Origin of the sequence: Spirillospora sp. CA-294931, assembly GCF_050946795.1 — a bacterium.
Taxonomy (GTDB): domain Bacteria; phylum Actinomycetota; class Actinomycetes; order Streptosporangiales; family Streptosporangiaceae; genus Spirillospora.
In genome coordinates this window covers 2,472,690-2,495,934 of record NZ_CP192006.1, presented here as the reverse complement: position 1 = coordinate 2,495,934, position 23,245 = coordinate 2,472,690, and the positions used below count along the sequence as shown (strand labels likewise).

The window sequence follows — 23,245 nt, the reverse complement described above, 5'->3', positions numbered from 1 at the left end:
TTCGGTGAGGACGGTGGAGGGGTCACGCGATGTCGAACTCGTCGAGGAACTCGAACAGCTCCTCGTCGCTCGCGTCGTCGGGCTCGCCGCCCGGGGAGCCGTCGCCGAATCCCCGCAGCAGAGCGCGCAGGCGTCGCTGGACCGCCTCCCGCAGCTCCTCGTCGGGGGCGGCGGCGTTGATCGCCGCCTCCAGCTGGTCGAGCCCGGCGAGCACCGACGGGACGGGCGCGGGCCCGGCGGGGACGAGCCTCGACCGCAGGAACGCGGCGAGCCCGGCCGGGGTCGGATGATCGAAGATCATCGTGGCGGGCAGCCGCTCGCCCGTCACCTGGTTGAGCCGGTTGCGCAGCTCCAGGGCCCCCAGTGAGGTGAAGCCGAGATCGGTGAAGGCCCGGGACGGCGCCACGTCGTCGGCCGACTCGTGGCCGAGGACGGCGGCCACCTCGGTGCGCACCAGGGTGAGCAGCGCCCGGTCGCGATCGGCCTCGGGCAGCCGCGACAGGCGCTCCCGCAACGGCTCCTCGGCGACGACCGGGGGCGCGGCGTCGCGGACGGCGGCCGCGACCTCGGGCAGGTCGCCGATCAGCGCCGTGGGCCGCCCGGCCGGCAGCGCCGCGACGAAGCGCGGCCAGTCGACGTCCACGACGACCGAGACCGCCTCGCCGCTCGCCACGGCCGCGCGCATCGCCCGGATCGCCGGTTCGGGACGCAGCAGCGGGAGGCCGTCGCGGCGGAGCCGGTCCTTGAGCGCGGGGTCGTCCGCCATGCCGCCGCCGTCCCAGGGACCCCAGGCGAGCGCGGTGGCGGGCAGGCCGCGCGCCCGGCGGTCCTGGGCGAGCGCGTCGAGGTGGGCGTTGGCCGCCGCGTACGCGCCCTGGCCCGCGTTGCCCCACACTCCCGCGATCGAGGAGAACAGGATGAACGCGTCGAGGGGCGCGTCGGCGAGCAGCTCGTCCAGGTTGACGGCGCCCGCGACCTTGGCGGCGGCCACCCGCTCCAGGTCGTCCGGGGTCATGCGCGAGAGCACGCCGCCGTCGCTCACGCCCGCCGCGTGGATCACCGCGTCCGGCGGGGTCCGTTGGAGCAGGCGCGCGAGCGCGTCCCGGTCGGCCGCGTCGCAGGCGGCGACCTCGACGTCGGCGCCCAGGCCTCGCAATTCGTCGGCGAGGTCGGCTGCGCCGGGCGCCGCCATGCCCCGGCGGCTGGTCAGGACCAGCCGGTCCGCTCCGTTGGCGGCGGCCCACCGCGCGACATGGGCTCCCAAGGCGCCCGTCCCGCCGGTGATGAGCACGGTGCCCCGCGGCTCCCATTCGGGGGCACCGACGTCCGGGGAGCGCACGAGCCTGCGGGCATGGACGCCCGAGGACCGCACGGCCACCTCGCTCTCGGCCCCGCCCGCCAGGACGGCGCAGAGCCTGGCCCCGGCCCGCTCGTCCAGCGATTCGGGAAGGTCGACCAGCCCGCCCCAGCGGGACGGGTGCTCCAGGCCCACGACGCGGCCGAGGCCCCAGACCGGGGCCTGCTCCACCGACCGCAGCGGGTCGGACCCGCCCACGGACACCGCGCCCCGAGTCGCGCACCACAGCGGGGCCTCGACCTCGGCGTCGCCCAGGGCCTGGACGAGCGCGAGCGTCCCCGGCAGGTCCTGTTCCGACAGGACGCCGTCGATGGCCGACTCGACCCGTGCCTTGGCGATCAGGTCGGCGAACGTCTCCCGGTCGGTGTGGGCCGGCGCCTCGATCACCGTGGCGCCGTGCCGCTCCAGCTCGCGGGCCAGGCCCGTCTCGCCCAGCACCAGCCAGGTGCCGGTGAGGCGAGGAGCCGCGACATCGCCGATCGGCCGCCACGTGACGCGGTACCGATCGCCGGACCCGATCGCCACCGGCGCGGGCTCGGGCCAGTAGCGCCGGTGCTGGAAGGCGTAGGTGGGCAGGTCGGTGCGGCGGGCGTCCAGCCCGGCGAACGCCTCGGCCCAGTCGACGCCGCTTCCCCGGACGAAGGCGCGGCCGACGCCTTCGAGCAGGGACCGCACCTCCTCCCGGTCGCGCCGCAGCGTCGCGACGGGCAGGGCCAGGTCCGTCTCGGCCATCCCCGACAGGACGCCGTCCGGCCCCAGCTCCAGGAGCGTCGCCGCCCCGTGCTCGACCAGGGTCTGGACCCCGTCGTGGAACCGCACGGCCTCGCGGACGTGCCGGACCCAGTGGTCGGCCGAGCACAGCTCGTCCGCCGAGGCGATGTCGCCGGTGAGGTTGGTGACGATGGGGATGCGCGGCGCGCGGTAGGTCAGTTTCTCCGCGACCGCGCGGAACCGTTCGAGCATCGGGTCCATCTGGGACGAGTGGAAGGCGTGCGAGACCGTCAGCCGCCGCGTCTTGCCGAAGCGCGCCGCGACGGCGGTCACCGCCGCCTCGTCCCCGGACAGCACGACGGACTCCGGGCCGTTGACGGCCGCGAGGCTCACGCCGTCGCCCAGCAGCGGCGCGACCTGGTCCTCGGTCGCGCGGACCGCGACCATCGCGCCGCCCTCGGGCAGCTCCCCCATCAGCCGCCCGCGCGCCGCCACCAGCGTGACGGCGTCGTCCTCCGACAGGACGCCCGCGACGTGCGCGGCGGCCAGCTCGCCGATCGAGTGCCCCATCAGCAGGTGCGGGACGACGCCCCAGGACTCCAGGAGCCGGAACAGCGCGACCTCGAAGGCGAAGAGGGCGGGCTGGGTGAACGCGGTCCGGTGCAGGGCGTCCTCGTCGTCCCAGACGACGTCCTTCAGCGAGCGGCCGAGGTGCTCGTCGAACCGCGCGCACAGGTCGGTGAAGGCCCGGTCGAACACCGGGAACCGTCCGGCCAGCGCGCGGCCCATGCCGAGGCGCTGCGCGCCCTGGCCGGTGAACATGAACGCCAGCCCGCGCGGCTCGGCGGTGCCGGTGAGCGGAAGGGAGCCGAGGGCGCGCAGGGCCTCGCCGGTGTCGGCGGCGACCACGACCGCGCGGTGCTCGTGCGTGGACCGGCCAGTCGCCAGCGACCAGGCCGCGTCCACCGGACGTGGGTCGTCCTCGCGCAGCCGCGCGGCCAGGCGTCCGGCCTGGTCGCGCAGCGCCGCCTCGGACCGGGCGGAGAGCACCCAGGGCACGAGCGCGTCGCCGGGCTCGGACGGGGGCGGTTCCGTCCCGGCCGGTGCCTCCTCGATGATCACATGGGCGTTGGTGCCGCTGATGCCGAAGCCCGACACCCCGGCCCGGCGGGGACGGTCCGCCGCGGGCCACTCGGCCTTCTCGGTCAGCAGCCGGACGTCGCCCGCCGACCAGTCGACCTCGGACGTCGGCGCGTCCACGTGCAGCGTCCGAGGCAGGACGCCCTCGCGGAGCGCCAGCACCATCTTGATCACGCCGGCCGCCCCGGCGGCGGCCTGGGTGTGCCCGAGGTTGGACTTCAGCGAGCCGAGCCACAGCGGGCGCTCGCGGTCCTGGCCGTAGGTCGCCAGCAGGGCCTGCGCCTCGATCGGGTCGCCGAGGCGGGTGCCCGTGCCGTGCGCCTCGACGGCGTCCACGTCGGCCCCGGTCAGACCGGCACCGGCGAGGGCGCGGCGGATCACCCGCTGCTGCGACGGCCCGTTCGGCGCGCTGAGGCCGTTGCTGGCGCCGTCCTGGTTGACGGCGCTGCCCCGGACCAGCGCGAGCACCGGGTGGCCGTTGCGGCGCGCGTCCGACAGCCGCTCCAGCAGCAGGACGCCCACGCCCTCGCTCCAGGTCGTCCCGTCGGCGGCGTCGGCGAACGCCTTGGTCCTGCCGTCGGGCGCCAGCCCGCGCTGCCTGCTGAACTCGACGAAGGTGGCGGTGCTCGCCATCACGGTCACGCCGCCCGCCAGGGCGAGCGCGCACTCGCCCTGCCGCAGCGACTGCGCCGCCAGATGCAGGGCCACCAGCGACGACGAGCACGCGGTGTCGACGGTGACGGCCGGGCCCTCCAGGCCCAGCGTGTAGGAGACCCGCCCGGACGCGACGCTGCCCGCGTTGCCGGTCAGCAGGTAGCCGTCACCGCCCTCATGGGCGAGGGTGCCGTAGTCGTGGTACGACAGGCCGGTGAAGACACCCGTGGCGCTGCCGCGCAGCGAGTGCGGGTCGATCCCCGCCCGTTCGAGGGCCTCCCAAGACGTCTCCAGCAGCAGCCGCTGCTGCGGGTCCATCGCCAGGGCCTCGCGCGGCGAGATCCCGAAGAAACCGGCGTCGAAGTCTCCGGCGCCGTGCAGGAAACCGCCCTCGCGGACATAGATCTTCCCGGGGACGCCTGGCTCGGGGTCGTAGAGGGCGTCGGCGTCCCAGCCCCGGTCCACGGGGAAGCCCGAGATCGCGTCGCCGCCCTCGTCGAGCAGGCGCCACAGCTCCTCCGGCGAGGCGACGCCGCCCGGCAGGCGGCACGCCATCGCCACGATCGCGATCGGCTCGTCCGGATCGGAGACCGCGACCGCCGCCGCGCCGTGCCGCTCGGCGGACTCACCGGCCAGGTGACGGGCCACGGCTCGCGGCGTCGGATGGTCGAACACCAGCGTCGCGGGGAGCGTCCTGCCGGTCGCGGCGGCCAGGCGGTTGCGCAGCTCGACCGCCGTCAGCGAGTCGAACCCCAGCTCGTTGAACGCCCGGGTCTCCTCGACCGCTCCGGCCGAGTCGTGGCCGAGGATGGCCGCCGCCTGCGTCAGGACGAGGGCGAGAAGCTCCTCCTCGCCGAGGTCACCGGCCCGGCCCGGCACGGCGGGCGCGGACTCGGCGGGGACCAGGTCCGCCAGGATCACCGGCAGCGTCCCGGACGCCGCCTGCTCGCGCAGCGCGGCGCCGTCCAGCCGCACCGGGACCAGCGCGGCGTTCCCGGCCGACACGGCCGCGTCCAGGAGCCCGAGGCAGTGCCGCGACGGCATCGGCCGCAGCCCCGTCCGCTCCAGGCGGCGCAGGTCGCGGTCGCCGGTCAGCCCGCTGCGCTCGGCCCACAGACCCCACGCCAGGGACGTGGCGGGCAGGCCCTCGGCGCGGCGGCGCTGCGCGAGCGCGTCCAGCACCGCGTTGGCGGCGGCGTAGTTGCCCTGGCCCGCGCCGCCGAAGGGCGCGGCGGCCGAGGAGAACAGCACGAACGCCTTCAGCCCGAGGTCGCGGGTCAGCTCGTCCAGGACGAGCGCGGCCCCGGCCTTCGGGCGCATCACGGCGGCCACGCGTTCGGGGGTCAGCGACTCGATCATTCCGTCGTCGAGCACCCCGGCCGCGTGGACGACGGCCGTCACCGGATGGGCGGCCAGGAGGGCGGCCACGGCGTCCCGGTCGGCGACGTCGCAGGCCGCCACGGTGACGTCCGCGCCGAGCCCGGACAGCTCCGCCGCCAGGTCGGGCGCGTGCCCGCTCCTGCCGACCAGCACCAGGTTCCGCACGCCGTGCTCGGTGACCAGGTGCCGGGCGACCAGGCCGCCGAGCGTCCCGGTGCCACCGGTGATCAGGACGGTGTCGTCCGGCGTCCAGAAGTCGGCGGGCTCGGGCAGGTCGACCGGGGCGAGCCTGGGGACCAGGGCCCGGCCGTCGCGCAGCGCCACCTGGGGCTCGCCCGATCGCAGGGCCGCCGCGACCATGCGGGCCGAAGCGTCCGCGTCGTCGGTGTCGAGCAGGACGAACCGTCCGGGGTGCTCCGACTGCGCCGACCTGACCAGGCCCCACAGCGCGGCACCGTCCAGGTCGGGACTCTCGCCCGGGATCGCGGCGACCGCGCCACGCGTCACCAGGGCCAGCCGGGAGCCACCGGGGCTCTCGATCCAGCGGTTCACCAGGTCCAGGACGCCGTCGAGCGTGTCCGGGGCGTCCTGGCGGACGACGTCCGCGGGAACCTCGACGTCGGCTCGGGAGAGGGACAGGTCCGTCCAGTCCAGGCGGAAGAGGTCTTCCGTCGCGCGGCGGGTGTCCCGGGTGCCCTCCAGCCAGAAGCGGCGTCGTTGGAAGGGGTAGGTGGGCAGGTCGACGGGACGTCCGCCCTCGACGGCGGGCCTCCAGTCGACCGGGGCACCGCGCACCCAGGCTTCGGCGGCGCTGGTCAGGAAGCGTCCCAGCCCGCCCTCGCCGCGTCTGAGGGTCCCGACCGCGTCCGGCAGCGCCATGGCCAGCACGGGGTGCGGGCTCGCCTCGACGAAGAGGGTGAACCCGTCGTCGGTCAGGGCGCGCGTCGCCTGCTCGAAGGCGACCGGCTCGCGCAGGTTGCGGTACCAGTAGCCCGCGTCCAGCAGGGCCGTGTCGTGCCGCTCACCGGTGAGGCTGGAGTAGAGCGCGATGTCGCCGGTGCGCGGGGCGATGCCGGCGAGCACGTCGAGCAGCTCGGCCTCGATCGCCTCGACCTGCGGCGAGTGCGAGGCGTAGTCGACCGGGATGACCCTGGCCTGGACGTCCTCGGCCCGGTAGGACGCCACCAGCTCGGCGATCTCCTCGGGAGCGCCCGACACCACCGTCGAGCGCGGCCCGTTGTAGGCCGCGACGCTCAGCCCGCCGAGCCGGATCTCGTCGGCGGGCAGGGCGATCGACGCCATGCCGCCGCGCCCGGCCAGCTCGCGAGCGATCAGCTTCGCCCGCAGCGCCACCACCTTCGCGCCGTCGCCCAGGGACAATCCGCCCGCGACGCAGGCCGCCGCGATCTCACCCTGGGAATGCCCCACGACCGCGTCAGGACGCACGCCATACGACTCCCACAGCTTCGCGAGTGACACCATGACCGCCCACAACGCGGGCTGGACGACATCCACCCGGGCGAGAGCCTCCTCGTCACTGAGGACCTCGAACAGATCCCACTCGACGACCGGCGCCAGAGACGCCGCGCAGTCCCGCATCGCCTCCGCGAACACCGGAGACGACTCCAGAAGCTCCACCGCCATTCCGGACCACTGCGCGCCCTGACCCGGGAACACCATCGCGACGCGGCAGTCGGGCGTCGCGCGGCCCTGGATCGGTTCGCCGCCGGTGGACAGGGTCACGGCGCGATGGTCGAAGCTCGCCCGGGTGTGGACGAGGGACCACGCCGTGTCGAGCGGCTCGTGCGTCAGGGCCGCCACGTTGGACACCTGCTCGCGCAGGGCCTCGGCGGAACGGGCCGACATGACCAGGGGCACCACCGGCGGCGCGGCGCCGGGCGCGGGCTCCTCGGTCGCGGGGGGCTCTTCGACGATCACGTGGGCGTTGGTGCCGGAGACACCGAACGACGACACGCCCGCCCGGCGTTCCGTGCCCGTCCAGGGCTCGGCCTCGGTGAGGAGCCGGACGGTGCCGTCCGACCAGTCGACGCCGGGGTTGGGCTCGTCCACGTGCAGGGTCGGGGGCAGCGTCCCGTGCCGCAGCGCCATCACCATCTTGATGACGCCGCCCACACCGGCCGCGGCCTGCGCGTGCCCGATGTTGGACTTCAGCGACCCCAGCCGCAGGGGGCTTCCCTCGGGACGGTTCGCGCCGTAGACGTCCATCAGCGCCTGCGCCTCGATCGGGTCGCCCAGATTGGTGCCGGTGCCGTGCGCCTCGACGGCGTCCACGCTCTCGGGGGACAGACCGGCGTCCGCGAGCGCCTGCTTGATCACCTCTTCCTGGGAGGGACCGTAGGGCGCGGTGAGGCCGTTGCTGGCGCCGTCCTGGTTGACGGCGGTGCCCCGGACGAGGCCGAGCACGCGGCGTCCGGCGGCCCGGGCGTCCGACAGGCGCTCCAGCAGCAGCACACCGGCGCCCTCCGCCAGGCCGAACCCGTTGCCGCCCGCCGCGAAGGCGCGACATCGCCCGTCCGGGGACAGCGCCCCCTGCCTGCTGTACTCGGTGAAGACCAGCGGCGTGGACATCACCGCCACTCCCCCGGCGAGCGCGAGCGAGCATTCGCCGTTGCGCAGCGCCCGGACGGCCAGGTGCAGCGCGACCAGCGAGGACGAGCAGGCCGTGTCGACGGTGACGGCCGGGCCCTCCAGCCCGAAGGTGTAGGCGACGCGGCCGGACACCACGCTGCCCGCCGTCCCGGTGCTCAGATAGCCCTCGGCCTCGGCCGGGACCACGCCGAAGCGGGCCGCGTAGTCCTGGTAGATGTTGCCGACGAACACGCCGGTCCGGGTGCCCTTGAGGGCGGACGGCTCCAGACCGGCCCGCTCGAACGCCTCCCAGGACGTCTCCAGCAGCAGCCGCTGCTGCGGGTCCATCGCGACCGCCTCGCGCGGCGAGATCCCGAAGAACTCCGGGTCGAAGTCCGCGGCGTCGTACAGGAACCCGCCGCCGCGCGCGGAGGTCGTGCCGGGCCTGCCCGTGTCGGGGTCGAGCAGCCGATCCAGGTCCCAGCCCCGGTCGGACGGCAGGGCCGAGACGGCGTCACGTCCCTCGGCGACCAGATCCCACAGGTCCTCGGGCGTCCGCACCCCACCGGGGTACCGGCAGGCCATCGCGGTGATCGCGATCGGCTCGCGGGCCCGGTCCTCGACCTCGTCCAGGCGCCTGCGCGCCTGCCGCAGGTCGTTCATGAGCCTCTTGACGTACTCACGCAGTCTGTCCTCGTTGGACATCGCTCTCACGTCCCCTTGCCGAGCTCGGCTTCGATGAGCTCGAACATCTCGTCGTCATCGGCCGGATCGAAGTCGTCGTCGCCCGCCGCGCCCCACGTCCGCAGCAGGTCTTTCAGCCGTCCCGCCACCCGGGTGCGGTCGCCGTCGCCCAGCCGCGCCAGTTCCGACTCCAGCCGGTCGAGGTCGGTGAGCACGTCCCGGGCGGCCCGCGCGTCCAGGTCGAGCTCGGCTCGGAGCCTGCGCGCGACGTCGACCGGGGTCGGATGGTTGAACACCAGCGCGGCGGGCAGCCTCGCCCCGGCCGCGCGGCCGAGGCGGTTGCGGAACTCCACCGCGATCAGCGAATCGAAGCCCAGATCCTTGAACGCCGTGTCGGCGGCCACGTCCCCCGGCCCGGAATGGCCGAGCGCCGCGGCGGCCTGGGTGCGGACCAGCTCGATGAGCACGCGGTCCTGTTCCTGCTCGGGCAGGCCCGCGAGGCGGCGGGCCAGGGCCCCGGCCTCGCTCGCCGCCACCGGCCTGGCCGGACGGGCGGCGACCGGCGCCGGTGCCGCGTCGGCCGGGGCCGCCGGGCGCAGCGCCAGCGACTCGACCGAGATGACCGGCAGGCCCGTGCCGTCGGTCGCCGTCAGCGCGACCTCGTTCTCGCCCAGCGGCACCAGGCGCACCTGGAGCCGGGTGGCGCCGGTCGCGTGCAGGACGGCCCCGCTCCACGAGAAGGGCCGCAGCCCCTCGCCCATGAGCGGGCTGCTCGCCAGCGGCGCCAGCGCCGCGTCCAGCAGCAGCGGATGCAGGCCGAAGGGGCCCGCGTCCAGGTCGTCCGGGAGCACGACCTCGGTGAACAGCTCCTCGGCCGCCCCGGGCCCGATCACCGGTTCGCGCTCGGCCCGGACGAGCGTTCCGGTGGCGTGCCGCGTCCATTCGTCCCCGGCCCGCGCGTGGAAGGTCACCGCCCGCGCGCCGGTCTCGTCGGGCGCGCCGACCGTCAGCTGCACGGCCACACCGCCCGTGTCGGGGATCGCGAGCGGGGCCTGCATGGTCAGCTCGTCCACCCGGTCGCAGCCGACCTGGTCACCGGCCTGGACCGCCATCTCCAGGAAGGCCGTGCCGGGCAGCAGGACGGTTCCCTCGACCCGGTGCCCGGCGAGCCAGGGGTGGGTGCGCAGGGACAACCGGCCGGTGAGCACCAGCCCGTCGCCGTCGGCCAGCGCGACCGAGCCGTCCAGCAGCGGACGGGACGCGGCGGCGCCCGGCCAGTAGCGCTCGCGCTGGAAGGGGTAGGTCGGCAGGTCGACCGGCCGCCCGCCCTCGACGGCGGGACTCCAGTCGACCGCGACGCCGCGCACCCACAGCTCGGCGGCGCTCAGCAGGAAGCGGTCCAGGCCGCCCTCGCCGCGCCGGAGCGTGCCCACGGCGTCCGGCAGCGCGATGGCCAGCACCGGGTGCGGGCTCGCCTCGACGAAGGTCGCGAACCCGTCGTCGGCGAGGGAGCGCGCGGCGCCCTCGAAGTCGACGGGCCGCCGCAGGTTGGCGTACCAGTACCCGGCGTCCAGGAGCGCGGTGTCGTGGCGCTTCCCGGTGAGGCTGGAGTAGAACGCGATGTCGCCCGCGCGGGGTGCGATGCCGGCGAGCACGTCGAGCAGCTCGGCCTCGATCGCCTCGACCTGCGGCGAGTGGGACGCGTAGTCGACCGGGACGACCTTCACCTCGTCGTCGGCCGCAGCCAGTGCGGCGATGGCCTCGGGCGTCCCGGCGACCACCGTGGACGACGGTCCGTTGACGACGGCGACGTCGAGATCGGGGAACCGCTCGCGGACCTCGTCGGCGGGCAGCGGGATCGACGCCATGCCGCCGCGCCCGGCCAGCTCGCGAGCGATCAGCTTCGCCCGCAGCGCCACCACCTTCGCGCCATCGTCCAAAGACAATCCGCCCGCGACGCACGCCGCCGCGATCTCACCCTGCGAATGCCCCACGACCGCGTCAGGACGCACGCCATACGACTCCCACAGCTTCGCCAGCGACACCATCACCGCCCACAACGCGGGCTGCACGACATCCACCCGGGCGAGAGCCTCCTCATCATCGAGAACCTCGAACAGATCCCAATCGACGACAGCCGACAGAGCCTCACGGCACTCCCGCATCGCCTCCGCGAACACCGGAGACGACTCCAGAAGCTCCACCGCCATGCCAGTCCACTGCGCACCCTGGCCCGGGAACACCATCGCGACCTTGCCCGGCTCGCCCGACGCGGAACCGGTCACCGTCTCCGCGCCCACGACCACGGCTCGGTGGTCGAACGCGGCGCGGCCCTTGGCGAGGGTCCAGGCCACGTCGGCCGGGTGTCCGGGAACGTTCCGGAGCGCGGTCAGCTGGGCTTCGAGCGCGGGCTCGGTACGGGCGGAGACCACCCACGGAACCACCGGCGCGGGCCGTCCGGGGGCCTCCTCCTCGGCCTCGGGCGGGCCCTCGATGATGGCGTGGGCGTTCGTGCCCGACATCCCGAAGGACGAGACGCCGGCCCGGCGGTTCTCTCCCGTCCACTCCACGGGCTCGGTCAGCAGCCGCACCTCCCCCGCCGACCAGTCGACGTGCGAGGACGGGGCGTCCACATGCAGCGTCCTGGGCAGCAGGCCGTGCCGCAGCGCCAGCACCATCTTGATCACGGCCGCCACTCCGGCGGCACCCTGGGTGTGGCCGATGTTCGACTTCACCGAGCCCAGCCACAGCGGCCGGTCGCGGTCCTGCCCGTAGGCCGCCAGCAGCGCCTGCGCCTCGATCGGGTCGCCGAGCCGCGTGCCGGTGCCGTGCGCCTCGACGGCGTCCACGTCGGCGGGCCGCAGGCCCGCGTCGGCCAGGGCGCGGGCGATCACCCGGCGCTGGGACAGGCCGTTGGGCGCCGTCAGCCCGTTGCTGGCGCCGTCCTGGTTGGTCGCCGTCCCGCGCACGATCCCGAGGATCCGGCGGCCGTTGCGCCGGGCGTCCGACAGCCGCTCCAGCACCAGGACTCCGGCGCCCTCGCCCCAGGCGGTGCCGTCGGCGGCCTCGGCGAACGCCTTCACGCGCCCGTCGGGCGCGAGCCCGCGCTGGCGCGAGAACTCCACGAACCCCTCGGGCGTCGTCAGGACCGCCACGCCGCCCGCGAGCGCCAGCGAGCACTCGCCGCCGCGCAGCGCGCGGACGGCCAGGTGCAGCGCAACCAGCGACGACGAGCACGCGGTGTCGACCGACACGGCCGGGCCCTCGAGCCCGAAGGAGTAGGCAAGGCGGCCGGAGATGACGCTGCCTGAGGTGCCCGTCGCGAGATGGCCCTCCAGGTTCTCGGACGTGTCGCGCAGGACGTTGGCGTAGTCCTGGACGTTGCTCCCGATGAACGCGCCGGTCGAGGAGCCGCGCAGCGAGTGCGGGTCGATGCCCGCCCGTTCGAACGCCTCCCACGTCGTCTCCAGCAGCAGCCGCTGCTGGGGGTCCATCGCGACCGCCTCGCGCGGCGAGATCCCGAAGAACGCGGCGTCGAACCGGGCAGCGTCGTGCAGGAACCCGCCCTCGCGGGTGTAGGACGTGCCGCGCCTGCCGGGGTCGGGGTCGTAGAGCGCCTCGAGGTCCCAGCCCCGGTCTTCGGGGAAGGTGGAGATGACGTCGCGGCCCTGGGCGACCACGTCCCAGAGGTCGTCCGGCGAGGCGACCCCGCCGGGGAAGCGGCAGCCCATCCCGACGATCGCGATCGGCTCGTCGAGCCCGACCGGCCCGGCGGCGGCCGGGGCCCGCGTCGCGGCGCTCTGACCGCCGACCTGCTCGGACACGAAGGCGGCCAGCGCCGCAGGCGTCGGGTGGTCGAAGATCGCGGCGGTGGGCAGCCGGAGACCGGTCAGCGCGTTGAGCCGGGTGCGCAGCTGCACCGCGCCGAGCGAGTCCAGGCCCAGCTCGTTGAAGGCGCGGTCCGCCTCGACCTGCTCGGCGCCGTCGTGGCCGAGGATGACGGCCGCCTCGGCGCGCAGTGCGTCAAGCACCGTCCGGGTGCGTTCGGCGTCCGCGAGCCCGGCCAGCGCGAGCCGTCCGGGCGCGTCGCCGGGCTCCTCGGCCTCGGCCTGCTCGCGCACCTCGTCGAGGTCGGCGAGCAGGGCGCTCGGGCGTCCGGAGGTGAAGCCCGGCGCGAACCGGCCCCAGTCGACGTCGGCCACGGTCACACAGGTCTCGTCGTGGTCGAGGGCCTGACCGAGCGCGACGATCGCGCGGGCGGGGCTCATCGGTGCCAGGCCCTGCCGCCGCAGCCGCCCGGCGACCTCGGGGTCGGCGGCCATGCCGCCCTCGCCCCACGGGCCCCACGCCACGGCCGTCGCGGTCAGGCCGCGCGCCCGCCGGTGCTCGGCGAGCGCGTCGAGATAGGCGTTCCCCGCCGAGTAGGCGGTCTGGCCGCCGCTCCCCCAGATGCCGGAGATGGAGGAGAACAGCACGAACGCGTCCAGCGGGGTGTCGCCGAGCAGCTCGTGCAGGTTCGCCGCCCCCGCCACCTTGCCGTGGACGACCTCGGCCAGCTCCGCGTCACCGGTCTCGGTGATCGGCGCGGTGCGGCCCGCGACCCCGGCGGCGTGCACGACGGCCGCGGGCGGATGCGCGGCGAGCAGCTCCGCCAGCGCCGCGCGGTCGGCGACGTCGCATTGGGCGACGGTGACCCGGGCCCCGAGGGCGGCCACCTCGTCGGCCAGTTCCGGCGCGTGCCCGGACCGGCTGGCCAGCACCAGGTGGTCCGCGCCGTTCGCGGCGGCCCACCGTGCCACGGCGGCGCCGAGCGCCCCGGTGCCGCCGGTGATCAGGATCGTGCCGCGCGGGCGCCAGGGCGCGGCGGGCGCGCCGTCGAGCGGGGCGCGTTCGATCCGCCGCGCGTGGACGCCGGTGTCGCGGACGGCGAGCTGGTCCTCGCCGCCCGGTCCGGCCAGGACGGCGGCGAGACGGGCGGCCGCCCGCTCGTCCACGTCCTCGGGAAGGTCGACCAGGCCGCCCCAGCGTTTCGGCTGTTCCAGGGCGACCGTCCGGCCGAGGCCCCAGACCAGGGCCCGCTCCGGGTTCTCCAGACGATCGGACGCGCCCACCGAGACCGCGCTCCGGGTCACGCACCACACGGGCGCGTCGATCCCGTTCCGGGCGACCGCCACCGCGTCCTGGTAGGTCTCGCAGAAGGCCAGAATCCCGGCGAGGTCGCCGCCGGGTTCGCGGACGACGTTCGCCCCATGGCTTTCGAGAGCGGTCACGACGACGTCCGGGACGGCCCCCGTCACCAGCCAGGTACCGGTCAGCTCCGGCCGCTCGGGCATGGCGACCGGTTTCCAGGTCACGCGGTAGCGCCAGCGTTCGACGGCCGCGCCCGCCCGGTGCCGCTCGCGCCAGCCGGCGAGCGCGGGCAGGACGTCGGGGAGCGCGGCGTCCTCGGCGATGCCCAGCGCCGCGAGGTCACCGGACTCGACCACGTCCCAGAACCGCGCGTCGGCCGGGGAGTCCCCGCGCCGGGCGGTGTCCTGGCCGGCCCAGAACCGCTTGCGCTGGAAGGCGTAGGTGGGCAGGTCGACGCGGCGCGCGCCGGACCCGGCGAAGAACGCCGTCCAGTCGACGTCCAGACCGTGGACGTGCAGCGCGGCCAGCGCGGCGACGACCGTGCGCGCCTGCGGGCGGTCGCGGTGCTGGACGGCGGTGAAGGTCGCGCCGTCGCCGTCCAGGCAGTCCTGTCCCATGCCGGACAGCACGCCGTCGGGGCCCAGCTCGACGTAGCGCGTCACGCCGAGGTCGCGCAGCGCCCGGACGCCGTCGTGGAAGCGGACCGCCTCGCGCACATGGCGGACCCAGTACTCCGGCGAGGCGAGCTCACCGGCCGCCGCGACCGCGCCCGTCACGTTGGAGACGACGGGAATGCGGGGCTCGGCGTAGGTCAGCGTCTCGGCGACGCGGCGGAACGCGTCGAGCATTCCGTCCATGCGGGCCGAGTGGAAGGCGTGCGAGACGCGCAGCCGGCGGGTCTTGGCGAAGTGCGCGGCGACCTCGGTCACGGCGTCCTCGTCGCCGGAGATCACCACGGCCTCCGGGCCGTTGACCGCCGCGATGCCCGCGCCGTCGCGCAGCAGCGGGCGGACCTCGTCCTCGGTCGCGCGGATCGCGACCATCGCGCCACCCGGGGGAAGTTCCTGCATGAGCCTGCCCCGGGCCGTGACCAGGGCGCACGCGTCCTCGAGCGAGAGCACGCCCGACACGTGCGCGGCGGCCAGCTCGCCGATCGAGTGGCCCATCACGAAGTCCGGGACGACGCCCCACGACTCGAACAGGCGGAACAGCGCCACCTCGACGGCGAACAGCGCGGCCTGCGTGTAGGCGGTCTGGTCGAGCCGCTCGGCCGCCGCCGACCCGGCCTCGGCGAAGACGACCTCGCGCAGCGCGGGATCGAGATGCGCGCACGCGGCGTCGAAGGCCCGCGCGAACGCGGGGAAGCGCTCGTACAGCTCGCTTCCCATGCCCGCGCGCTGGGCTCCCTGGCCGGTGAACAGGAACGCCGAGCGTCCCGTGGGGGCGCCGTCGCCCCGGATCAGCGCGGCGGCGGAGGTGCCGTCCGCCAGGGCCTTCAGCGCGCGGGTCGTCTCGTCGGGGTCGCCGGCCACGATGGCCGCGCGCCATTCGAAGGCGGCCCGGCCGGTCGCCAGGGACAGGGCGACGTCCGCCGGGTCGTCCCCGGCGTTCGCGGCCAGCAGGCGCGCGGCCTGCGCGCGCAGGGCGTCGGGTGTGCGGCCGGAGACCAGCCACGGCATCGGGAGCCCGGCGGCGGCGCGCGGCTCCTCCACGTGGTCGGCGGCCGGGGCCTCCTCGATGATGGCGTGGGCGTTGGTCCCGCTGATCCCGAAGGACGACACCCCGGCCCGGCGCGGGCGCCCGGCCCGCTCCCACGGCCTGGCCTCGGTGAGCAGCCGGACGTCGCCGGCCGTCCAGTCCACCTCGGAGGTCGGACGGTCGACATGGAGCGTGCGGGGCAGCAGCCCGTGCCGCAGCGCCATGACCATCTTGATCACGCCGCCGACGCCGGAGGCCGCGACCGCGTGCCCGATGTTGGACTTCAGCGAGCCGAGCCACAGCGGGCGCTCGCGGTCCTGGCCGTACGTGGCGATGATCGCCCGGGCCTCGATCGGGTCGCCGAGGCGGGTTCCGGTGCCGTGCGCCTCGACCGCGTCCACGTCGGCGGCGGTCAGGCCCGCGTCGGCCAGCGCCAGGCGGATCACCCGTTGCTGGGCGAGGCCGTTCGGCGCGGTGAGGCCGTTGCTCGCGCCGTCCTGGTTGATCGCCGAACCGCGGAAGACCGCGAGCACGGGGTGGCCGTTGCGGCGCGCGTCCGACAGCCGCTCCAGCAGGACGACGCCGACGCCCTCGCTCCAGCCGGTTCCGTCCGCCGCCTCGGCGAACGCCTTGCACCGCCCGTCGGCGGACAGGCCGCGCTTGCGGCTGAACTCCACGAGCATGTCGGGGCTCGACATGACCGTCGCCCCGCCCGCCAGCGCCAGCGAGCACTCGCCCCGTCGCAGCGAATGGGCCGCCAGGTGCATCGAGACCAGCGACGACGAGCACGAGGTGTCGACGGCGATGGCCGGGCCCTCCAGGCCGAGCGCGTAGGAGACGCGTCCCGACGCCACGGCGGCGATCGTCCCGGTGAGCAGGTTGCCCTCGACGCTCTCCGGGGCGTCCCGCCAGGCCGGGCCGTAGTCGGGCCGGTTGACGGCCACGAACACGCCGGTGGCGCTGCCACGCAGCGAGCGCGCGTCGATCCCGGCGCGTTCGAGCACCTCCCAGCTGGTCTCCAGCACCAGCCGCTGCTGCGGATCCATCGCCAGCGCCTCGCGCGGCGAGATCCCGAAGAAGGCGGCGTCGAAGTCGGCGGCGCCGTCGAGGTAGCCGCCCCGGTCGGCGTAGAAGGTGCCGGACGTCGCCGGGTCGGGGTCGAACCGCTCGTCCGGGTCCCAGCCGCGGTCGGAGGGGAGCGGGCCCACCGCGTCCACTTCGTCGCGGACCAGTCGCCACAGGTCCTCGGGGGTGTCGGCGCCGCCGGGGAAGCGGCAGGCCATCGCGACGATGACGATCGGGTCGTCATCAGGGCATGGCGAAGAGAGTTCCTGTCCCACGTGTGTTTTCTCCTCGACCTCTGTCAGAGAGGCGTTCGAATGAGGGTGTGCTGTGCCGGAAGCGGGCCGGGCGCCTAGCGGATCGCCTTGCGGGCGGGGTTGATCCGGTCTTCGCCGATGCGCTCGCGCAGCGCGGGGTCGGTGACGCCGAGCCCCTCCGACGGCGCGAGGCACAGCACGCCCACCTTCGCGACATGGGCGTTGGTCTGCACCTGGCGGGCCGCCTCGGCGGCCTGGTCGAGCGGGTACACCGCCGAAAGGACGGGAGAGAGGCGGCCCATGGTGACCAGCCGGTTCATCTCCCACTGCTCCTGGAGGTTGGCGATGTGGCTTCCCACGATCCGCTTCAGCCTCATCCAGAGGTGGCGGTTGTCGTAGTGGTGGTCGTATCCGCTGCTGGACCCGCAGGTCACGACCGTCCCGCCGCGCCGGACGGCGAACACCGAGATGCCGAAGGTGTTCTTGCCGGTGTAGTCGAGGGCGATGTGCGGGTCCTCGCCGATCTCCGCGCGGATGACCGATCCGAGGCGCTTGCCGGCCTCGATCGTCTCCGCCGGTCCTTCGGCGCCGCCGATGCCCAGCGTGTTCCGGTTGATCACGACGTCGCAGCCGAGTTCCCAGGCCAGCCGCTCCTTCTCGGGCGAGCTGACGACGCCGACCGGGACGCCGCCGCCGTTCTTGACCATCTGGACGGCGTAGGAGCCCAGACCGCCGGTGGCGCCCCAGATCAGCACGACGTCGCCCTGCTTCATGCGGGCGCCGCGCTCGCCGACCAGCATCCGGTAGATCGTTCCCGCGCACAGCGGGTAGGAGGCGGACTCCTCCCAGGTCAGGTGGGGTGGCTTGTGGAGGAGCTGGGTCGCGCGGACGACGGCGTAGTGCGCCAGCCCGCCGAAGTTGGTCTCGAATCCCCAGGCCCGCTGCTCGGCCCCGAGCATCCCGTCGGCGTGCGTCGCGGGCTCCTGGTCGTCGATGTAGGCGGGGCTGAGGATGACGTGGTCCCCGACCTTCCAGCGGCGCACGCCGGATCCGACACGGACAATGACTCCGGACCCGTCCGAGCCGATCACATGATACGGCTGATCATGCCGCTCGGCCCATCCGCCCTGTTTGGCGAAACGCTTGAGAAAGCCGAACGTCGGCAGCGGTTCGAAAAGAGCCGACCACACGGTGTTGTAGTTGATCGAGCTGGCCATGACCGCGACGAGCACCTCGTCGGGTGCGAGTTCCGGAAGGGGAACCCGTCCGAGCCGAAGGGACTGGCGCACGTCCTTGTCGGCCGCCCCCTCGAACATCCCGGCGTCCTCCGCACGCAGGTGAAGCGCTGTGTACTCGTCCGGTGCCGCGAGCCGTTCCAGCTCCTGCGCGGGTGCGCCAGCGAGCACAGCGGTCGCCAAAGAATCCATTGAATATCCCCCGAGAATTCACCGAAGCGACGGTAAGTAGAATAAGCGTCCAATTGCTTCTGGCTCATGAAGAAATTAACGCCCCTGCAACAACCCTATGGGCAGGCAAACGCGTTCGCCAACGAGATCAGGCTCACATCACCTTGAGTGGGCAAATCAACACGACATCAACAATCCATTGATTTCTCTTGTTATTCGAAGATCATCTGAACCCATTCGCGCGGCCCCAACGGACGGATCACTCGTACGTTCGAGTCCAGACGAGCCAGAAGGCGGAGGGCCGGTCATCGGACGACGGATCGGCCAAGGAGATGTGTAACGCCCGGACGCGGGGCGTCAGCCCGCGTTGAGGCGGGCCTGGATCCGGGAAATGTCGTGGCGCTCGGCCGGCGGGAGAGGGGCTCCGGCGGAGTCGCGGGCCCGAGTGGCGGCGGCCAGATGACGGCGGGCCTTGGCCAGGTCGCCCTGGAGCGAGAGGGCCCCGGCGAGGCCCTCCTGGGCGAGGGCGGTGGCCCTGGGGTTGCCGGTGGCCCGGGCGGCGGCCAGCCCCTCGGTGTGCAGGGCCAGGGCCCGCGCGGCGTCGCCTCGCTGTTCGGCGACGAAGCCGAGTTCGGCCAGGACGAGGGCGAGGCCGGGGGCGCCGTCGATCTGGCGGCACCATTCGACCCACTTGAGCAGGGTCGACTCGGCGGCGTCGAGGTCGCCCCGGCGGCGGGCGCCCAGGGCCAGGCCGATCTCGGCGAAGTGTTCCAGGCGGCGGTCGGCGTGGGCGGCCGCCAGGTCGCGGGCGCGTTCGTGGAAGTCGGTGGCGCGGGCGTGGTCGCCGGTCAGCAGGGCGATCCGGCCCAGGCGGGTCAGCTGGCTGGAGATCTCGGGCCACAGGCCCAGTTCCTCGGCCAGGCGCAGGCCGCGCCGGTGCAGGTCGGCGGCCTCGGCATGGGCCCCGATCGCCTCGGCCCGGGTGCCCAGCACGTCTATGGCCCGCAACTGGCCCCACCGGTCGCCGAGATCTTCGAAGAGCCGCAGGCTCCGCCGCCCGTCGCGTTCGGCGGCGGGCAGGTCGCCGCGCGCCATGGCCTGGCCCGCCCGGGTGCCGAGCGCCGCGGCGGCGCCCCAGGCGTCCTCGCCGAAGCCCGCCAGAGCGCGCTCCATCAGGGCGTCGATGGCGGGACCGTCGCCGAAGCCGCGGCGGGCGTAGCCGAGGAACCAGGCCGCCCAGGGATCTTTGGTTCCGTCCAGCGCGGACCGGACGCGGTGTTCACGGTCGTGGCCGGTGTCGGCGAGCAGGGAGAGGCCGGTCAGCCATACGTTGGCCTCGGCTCTCAGCACCTGGGGAGCGGTGGTGTGAGACAGAGCGTGGGTGAAGGCTTTGATGGCCTCGCTCATGCTGCCGTTGAGATACCAGTACCAGCCCAGGGCGTTGACGAGGCGGAGCGCCGGTTCGGGTGGGAGCGTCTCCACGGCGCTCCGGAGGTTGGCGGCTTCGGCGTCGAGGCGGTCGAGCCAGCGGCGCTGGTCGTGCGAGCGCAGTCGCGGGGCGGCGCGTTCGGCCAGGTCCAGATAGTACGACGCGCCGCGCTGGACGACGCGGGCACGCTCGCCCGCTTCGTCGAGGCGTTCCAGGCAGTAGGCGGCGACCGACTCCAGCAGGCGGTAGCGGCCGTTGGCGTGGACGACGAGGGAGCGGTCCACCAGCCGGGTCAGGAGGTCGAGCGTGCCTGGTTCGGCGCAGACCCGCTCGGCCGCTTCGAGCGTGCAGCCGCCGGTGTGCACGGCCAGCCGCCGCAGCACGGCGCGTTCCGGCGCGGAGAGCGGCTCCCAGCTCCAGTCGATCATGGCGCGAAGCGTGCGCTGGCGGGCCGGGGCGTCGCGGGGCCCCAGGGAGAGGAGCCGGAATCGGTCGTCCAGGCGGTCGGCCAGCTCGTGCACGGACATGCCGCGCAGGCGGGTCGCGGCGAGTTCGAGCGCCAGCGGGATGCCGTCCAGGCGGCGGCAGATCGTCGCGATCGCCCCGGCGTTGCCGGGAGCGGGCGTCAGGCCCGGGGATCTGGCCAGGAGGAGCTGGACGGCGCCATAGCCGCGAAGCTCGGAGTGCTCCGTGGCCGGGGGCGGGACGTCCAGGGGCGGGACGGGCCAGAGACGCTCGTCGCGGAGGTTCAGCGGTTCGCGGCTGGTGGCCAGGACCCGCAGGTCGGGCACCTCGCGCAGGAGGCGGGCCGCCAGGTCGGCGGCCGGTTCCACGACGTGCTCGCAGTTGTCCAGGACGAGCAGCGCCCGCCTGCCGCTGAGGTGCGCCACCGGGTCGGGGGCGTCGCGCAGCCCGAGCGCGGCGTTGAGCGTGGCCAGCACGTCGGGGCCGGTGAACTCGACCGTCCGGACCTCGCCCGGATACGCGCGTGCCGTCTCCAGGGCGAGGCTCGTCTTGCCGACGCCGCCCGGGCCCACCAGCGTGACCAGCCGGGACGATTCGAGCAGCGCCGACAGCTCGTCCACCGCCCGTCCCCGGCCCACCAGCGCCCGCGCGCCATTGAGCGCCGGGTCGTGGACGAGGATCGAGCGCTGCAGGGCGGCCAGCGCCGGGCCCGGGTCCAGGCCCAGCTCGTCGCGGAGGTGAAGGCGCAGTTCCTCGAAGCTCTGGAGGGCCTCGGTCTGGCGTCCGGCCCGATAGAGGGTGCGCATGTAGACGGCGCGGAGGCGTTCGCGCGCCGGGTGCCGGGCCACCAGCCCGGCCAGCTCGACCGTGTCGGGGACGCCGGATTCGAGGCGGGCCTCGGCGCGTTCCTCCAGGGCGGCCAGGCGCGCCTCCTCCAGGCGGGCGACCTCCGGGACGGCGAACGCGGCGTCCGCGAAATCGGCGTAGGCGGGGCCGCGCCACAGGTCCAGCGCCTGGGTGAGCAGGGTCGTCCTGGTCTCGGGATCGGACGCCGCGCGGGCGGATTCCAGCAGGTCCCCAAAACGTTGGGCGTCGACGTCCGTGGACTGGAGGACGTACCCGGGCGGGCGCGAGACCAGCAGCGAGCGGGCGCCCGGCTCGGCGTCCTCGAAGGCGCGGCGCAGCTGGGACGCGCGGGCCTGGAGGGTGGCCGTGGGGTTGGCCGGGAGCGAGGAGCCCCAGAGCTCGTCGATGAGGCGGTCGGCCGGGACGAGGCGGCCGCCACCGGCGAGCAGCGCGGCCAGCAGCGTGCGCACCTTGAGGTCGCGGACCCGGACGGGCGCCCCGCCGTCCGTCCGCGCCTCGACCGGGCCGAGCACCCCGAACCGCATCTCCCGATTATCGCGGCCCGAAGCCGACCCGAAGTGCCGGGAGGCACGGTGAGCGCATGAAGACACCTGTAAGCGTCATCGGCCTTGGACTCATGGGCACGGCCCTCGCCCGCGCCTTTCTGCGGAACGGCCACCCGACCACCGTGTGGAACCGGAGCGGCGCGAAGGCGGCGCCCCTGGTGCGAGAGGGGGCCGCACGGGCGGCGTCGCCGCGCGAGGCCGTCACGGCGAGCCGCCTGACAGTGGTCTGCCTGTCGATCTACGACAACGTCGAGGAGGTGCTGAAGGAGGCGGGAACGGCCCAGGAGGGCCGTGTGATCGTCAACCTGACCAACGGCACGCCCGACCAGGCCCGCGCCATGGCCGGACTGGTCGGCGGCCAGGGCGGCGTGTACCTGGACGGCGGCATCATGGCGGTGCCCCCGATGATCGGCGGCCCCGGCGCGCTGATCTTCTACAGCGGCGGTTCCCAGGACGCGTTCGAGGAGCACGCCGCGGCCCTCGGCGTCCTGGCCGAGGCGCGCTATCTCGGCGGCGACCCGGGCCTGGCCTCGCTGTACGACCTGGCGCTGCTGAGCGCGATGTACGGAATGTTCGGCGGCCTCTACCAGGCGCTGGCGCTGGTCCGGACGGAGAACATCTCCGCCCGCGAGTTCACGCCCCTGGTGACCGCGTGGCTCACCGCGATGATGGACGGCTTCCCAGAGCAGGCCGAGGCCCTCGACACCGGACGGTACGCCACCGAGGTCTCCTCGCTCGCCAACAACCGCGCGGGCTACCCGAACCTGATCGCCGCCGCCCGCGAACAGGGCGTCGGCACCACCCTCCTGGACCCCTTCGCCGCCCTCCTCGAACAGGCCGTCACCGAAGGCCGCGGCGAAGACGGCCTGGCCCGCCTGGTCGAGTACATCGCCCGCCCATAAACCCCACCAGCGACACGCGCCGCCGCCACAGATCCCGGGGTGGCGGCGGCGGTCGCGTGCGGGGGTCAGCCTCGGGTGGGGCCGGGGCGGTGGGGGCGGTCGGCGGAGGGGCGGGTGGGGACCTCGGCGGTTCGGGGGCGGGACGGGGTTTCGAGGCGGTCGCGGCCGCGAGCGGGGGCGTCGGTGCCGCGATCGGGGGCGGGGGCCTCGGTGGTGAGAAGGCCGGAGCTCTCCAGGTACTGGCGGCCCCGGGGGGTGATGTCCCAGGCGTTGTGGCGCCACTCCTTGCGGCGCCAGACGACGCCCGCGGACAGGAGCTTGCGGCCGACCCGGCTGATCTCGGTCTCGTCGGTGCCGAGTTCGGTGGCGAGCTGCTGGTTGGACAGGCCCTCGCGGCGCGCGACGGCCACCAGGAACCTGGCGGCGTAGCTGTCGGGACGCAGCCCGAGCTGGAGGCCGGACGGCAGCCTGCGCAGCGCCCAGTGCACGACGTCGATCAGGCCGAGGATGCGCCCGCGCTGCTCGCGCTGCTCCGGATCGAGGGCGGTGACGTCCAGGTAGTCGCGCTGGAGCCACTGGAGGCCGTCCTGCACCTCGACCAGGCAGGGTTCGTCGGCGTTCAGCGAGGCGTCGGTGATGAGCATCCCGAGCGCGCTGAAGTGGCCATCGCTGATGACCTTGGCATGTTCCATGGACTCGATGAGGCGCTGCGCCTCGCTGCGGCGGTCGCGGCCGAGCCGCGGCATCGTCGGTCCGTTCACGGGTCACCCCTGGTCGTCGGTTGAGGACCGGACCACTCAAGAGTGCGCCCATGCCAAGTGAATGTCAAGTGAAGCGCCGGGTGGTCGCGCTCACGGGGAAATGGCAAGTGTTGCCGTTCTGTAGCGCATGCCACGGAAACGGTTTACTGGACGGAGTTACCATCGATCCACCACCCGTGACCTAGGCCTGTCAAGCCACGGCTCGACC

General features: G+C 74.5%; 6 protein-coding genes. 1 reads left to right on the top strand and 5 read right to left on the bottom strand.

All coding sequences use genetic code 11. From position 1 onward, the window contains the following. Nucleotides 1-22: 22 nt before the first annotated feature. The 4 genes from ACQPY4_RS11450 to ACQPY4_RS11435 all read right to left on the bottom strand — a co-directional run bounded on the left by ACQPY4_RS11450 (nucleotide 23) and on the right by ACQPY4_RS11435 (nucleotide 21,353). Nucleotides 23-8,536: a type I polyketide synthase gene (locus tag ACQPY4_RS11450; protein ID WP_433335341.1), complete on the bottom strand. Its 8,514-nt coding sequence runs from the start codon at nucleotides 8,534-8,536 to the stop codon at nucleotides 23-25. Between the two features lie 5 nt (nucleotides 8,537-8,541). Further along, nucleotides 8,542-16,683, bottom strand: a complete 8,142-nt coding sequence (locus tag ACQPY4_RS11445; protein WP_433335339.1) for an SDR family NAD(P)-dependent oxidoreductase — start codon at nucleotides 16,681-16,683, stop codon at nucleotides 8,542-8,544. Between the two features lie 74 nt (nucleotides 16,684-16,757). Further along, the gene (gene ccrA, locus ACQPY4_RS11440) at nucleotides 16,758-18,089 is read right to left on the bottom strand and encodes a crotonyl-CoA carboxylase/reductase (RefSeq protein ID WP_433335337.1); all 1,332 of its coding nucleotides are present in this window, start codon (nucleotides 18,087-18,089) and stop codon (nucleotides 16,758-16,760) included. 336 nt (nucleotides 18,090-18,425) lie between these two features. Next, a complete protein-coding gene (locus ACQPY4_RS11435; RefSeq protein WP_433335335.1) occupies nucleotides 18,426-21,353 on the bottom strand; it encodes a BTAD domain-containing putative transcriptional regulator in 2,928 nt (975 codons plus the stop codon). Nucleotides 21,354-21,409: 56 nt separating this feature from the next. Here ACQPY4_RS11435 and ACQPY4_RS11430 point away from each other — a divergent pair, with 56 nt between their 5' ends. Further along, nucleotides 21,410-22,276: an NAD(P)-dependent oxidoreductase gene (locus ACQPY4_RS11430; RefSeq protein WP_433335333.1), complete on the top strand. Its 867-nt coding sequence runs from the start codon at nucleotides 21,410-21,412 to the stop codon at nucleotides 22,274-22,276. A gap of 65 nt (nucleotides 22,277-22,341) precedes the next feature. Here ACQPY4_RS11430 and ACQPY4_RS11425 read toward each other — a convergent pair whose 3' ends face one another. Further along, a complete protein-coding gene (locus tag ACQPY4_RS11425) occupies nucleotides 22,342-23,037 on the bottom strand; it encodes a hypothetical protein (protein WP_433335331.1) in 696 nt (231 codons plus the stop codon). Nucleotides 23,038-23,245 lie beyond the last annotated feature (208 nt).

Bases quoted from the DNA above. Each gene is read 5' to 3' on its own strand.
- ACQPY4_RS11450 (WP_433335341.1), bottom strand. From the start codon at position 8,536: ATGTCCAACGAGGACAGACTGCGTGAGTACGTCAAGAGGCTCATGAAC.
- ccrA (WP_433335337.1), bottom strand. From the start codon at position 18,089: ATGGATTCTTTGGCGACCGCTGTGCTCGCTGGCGCACCCGCGCAGGAG.
- ACQPY4_RS11435 (WP_433335335.1), bottom strand. From the start codon at position 21,353: ATGCGGTTCGGGGTGCTCGGCCCGGTCGAGGCGCGGACGGACGGCGGG.
- ACQPY4_RS11430 (WP_433335333.1), top strand. From the start codon at position 21,410: ATGAAGACACCTGTAAGCGTCATCGGCCTTGGACTCATGGGCACGGCC.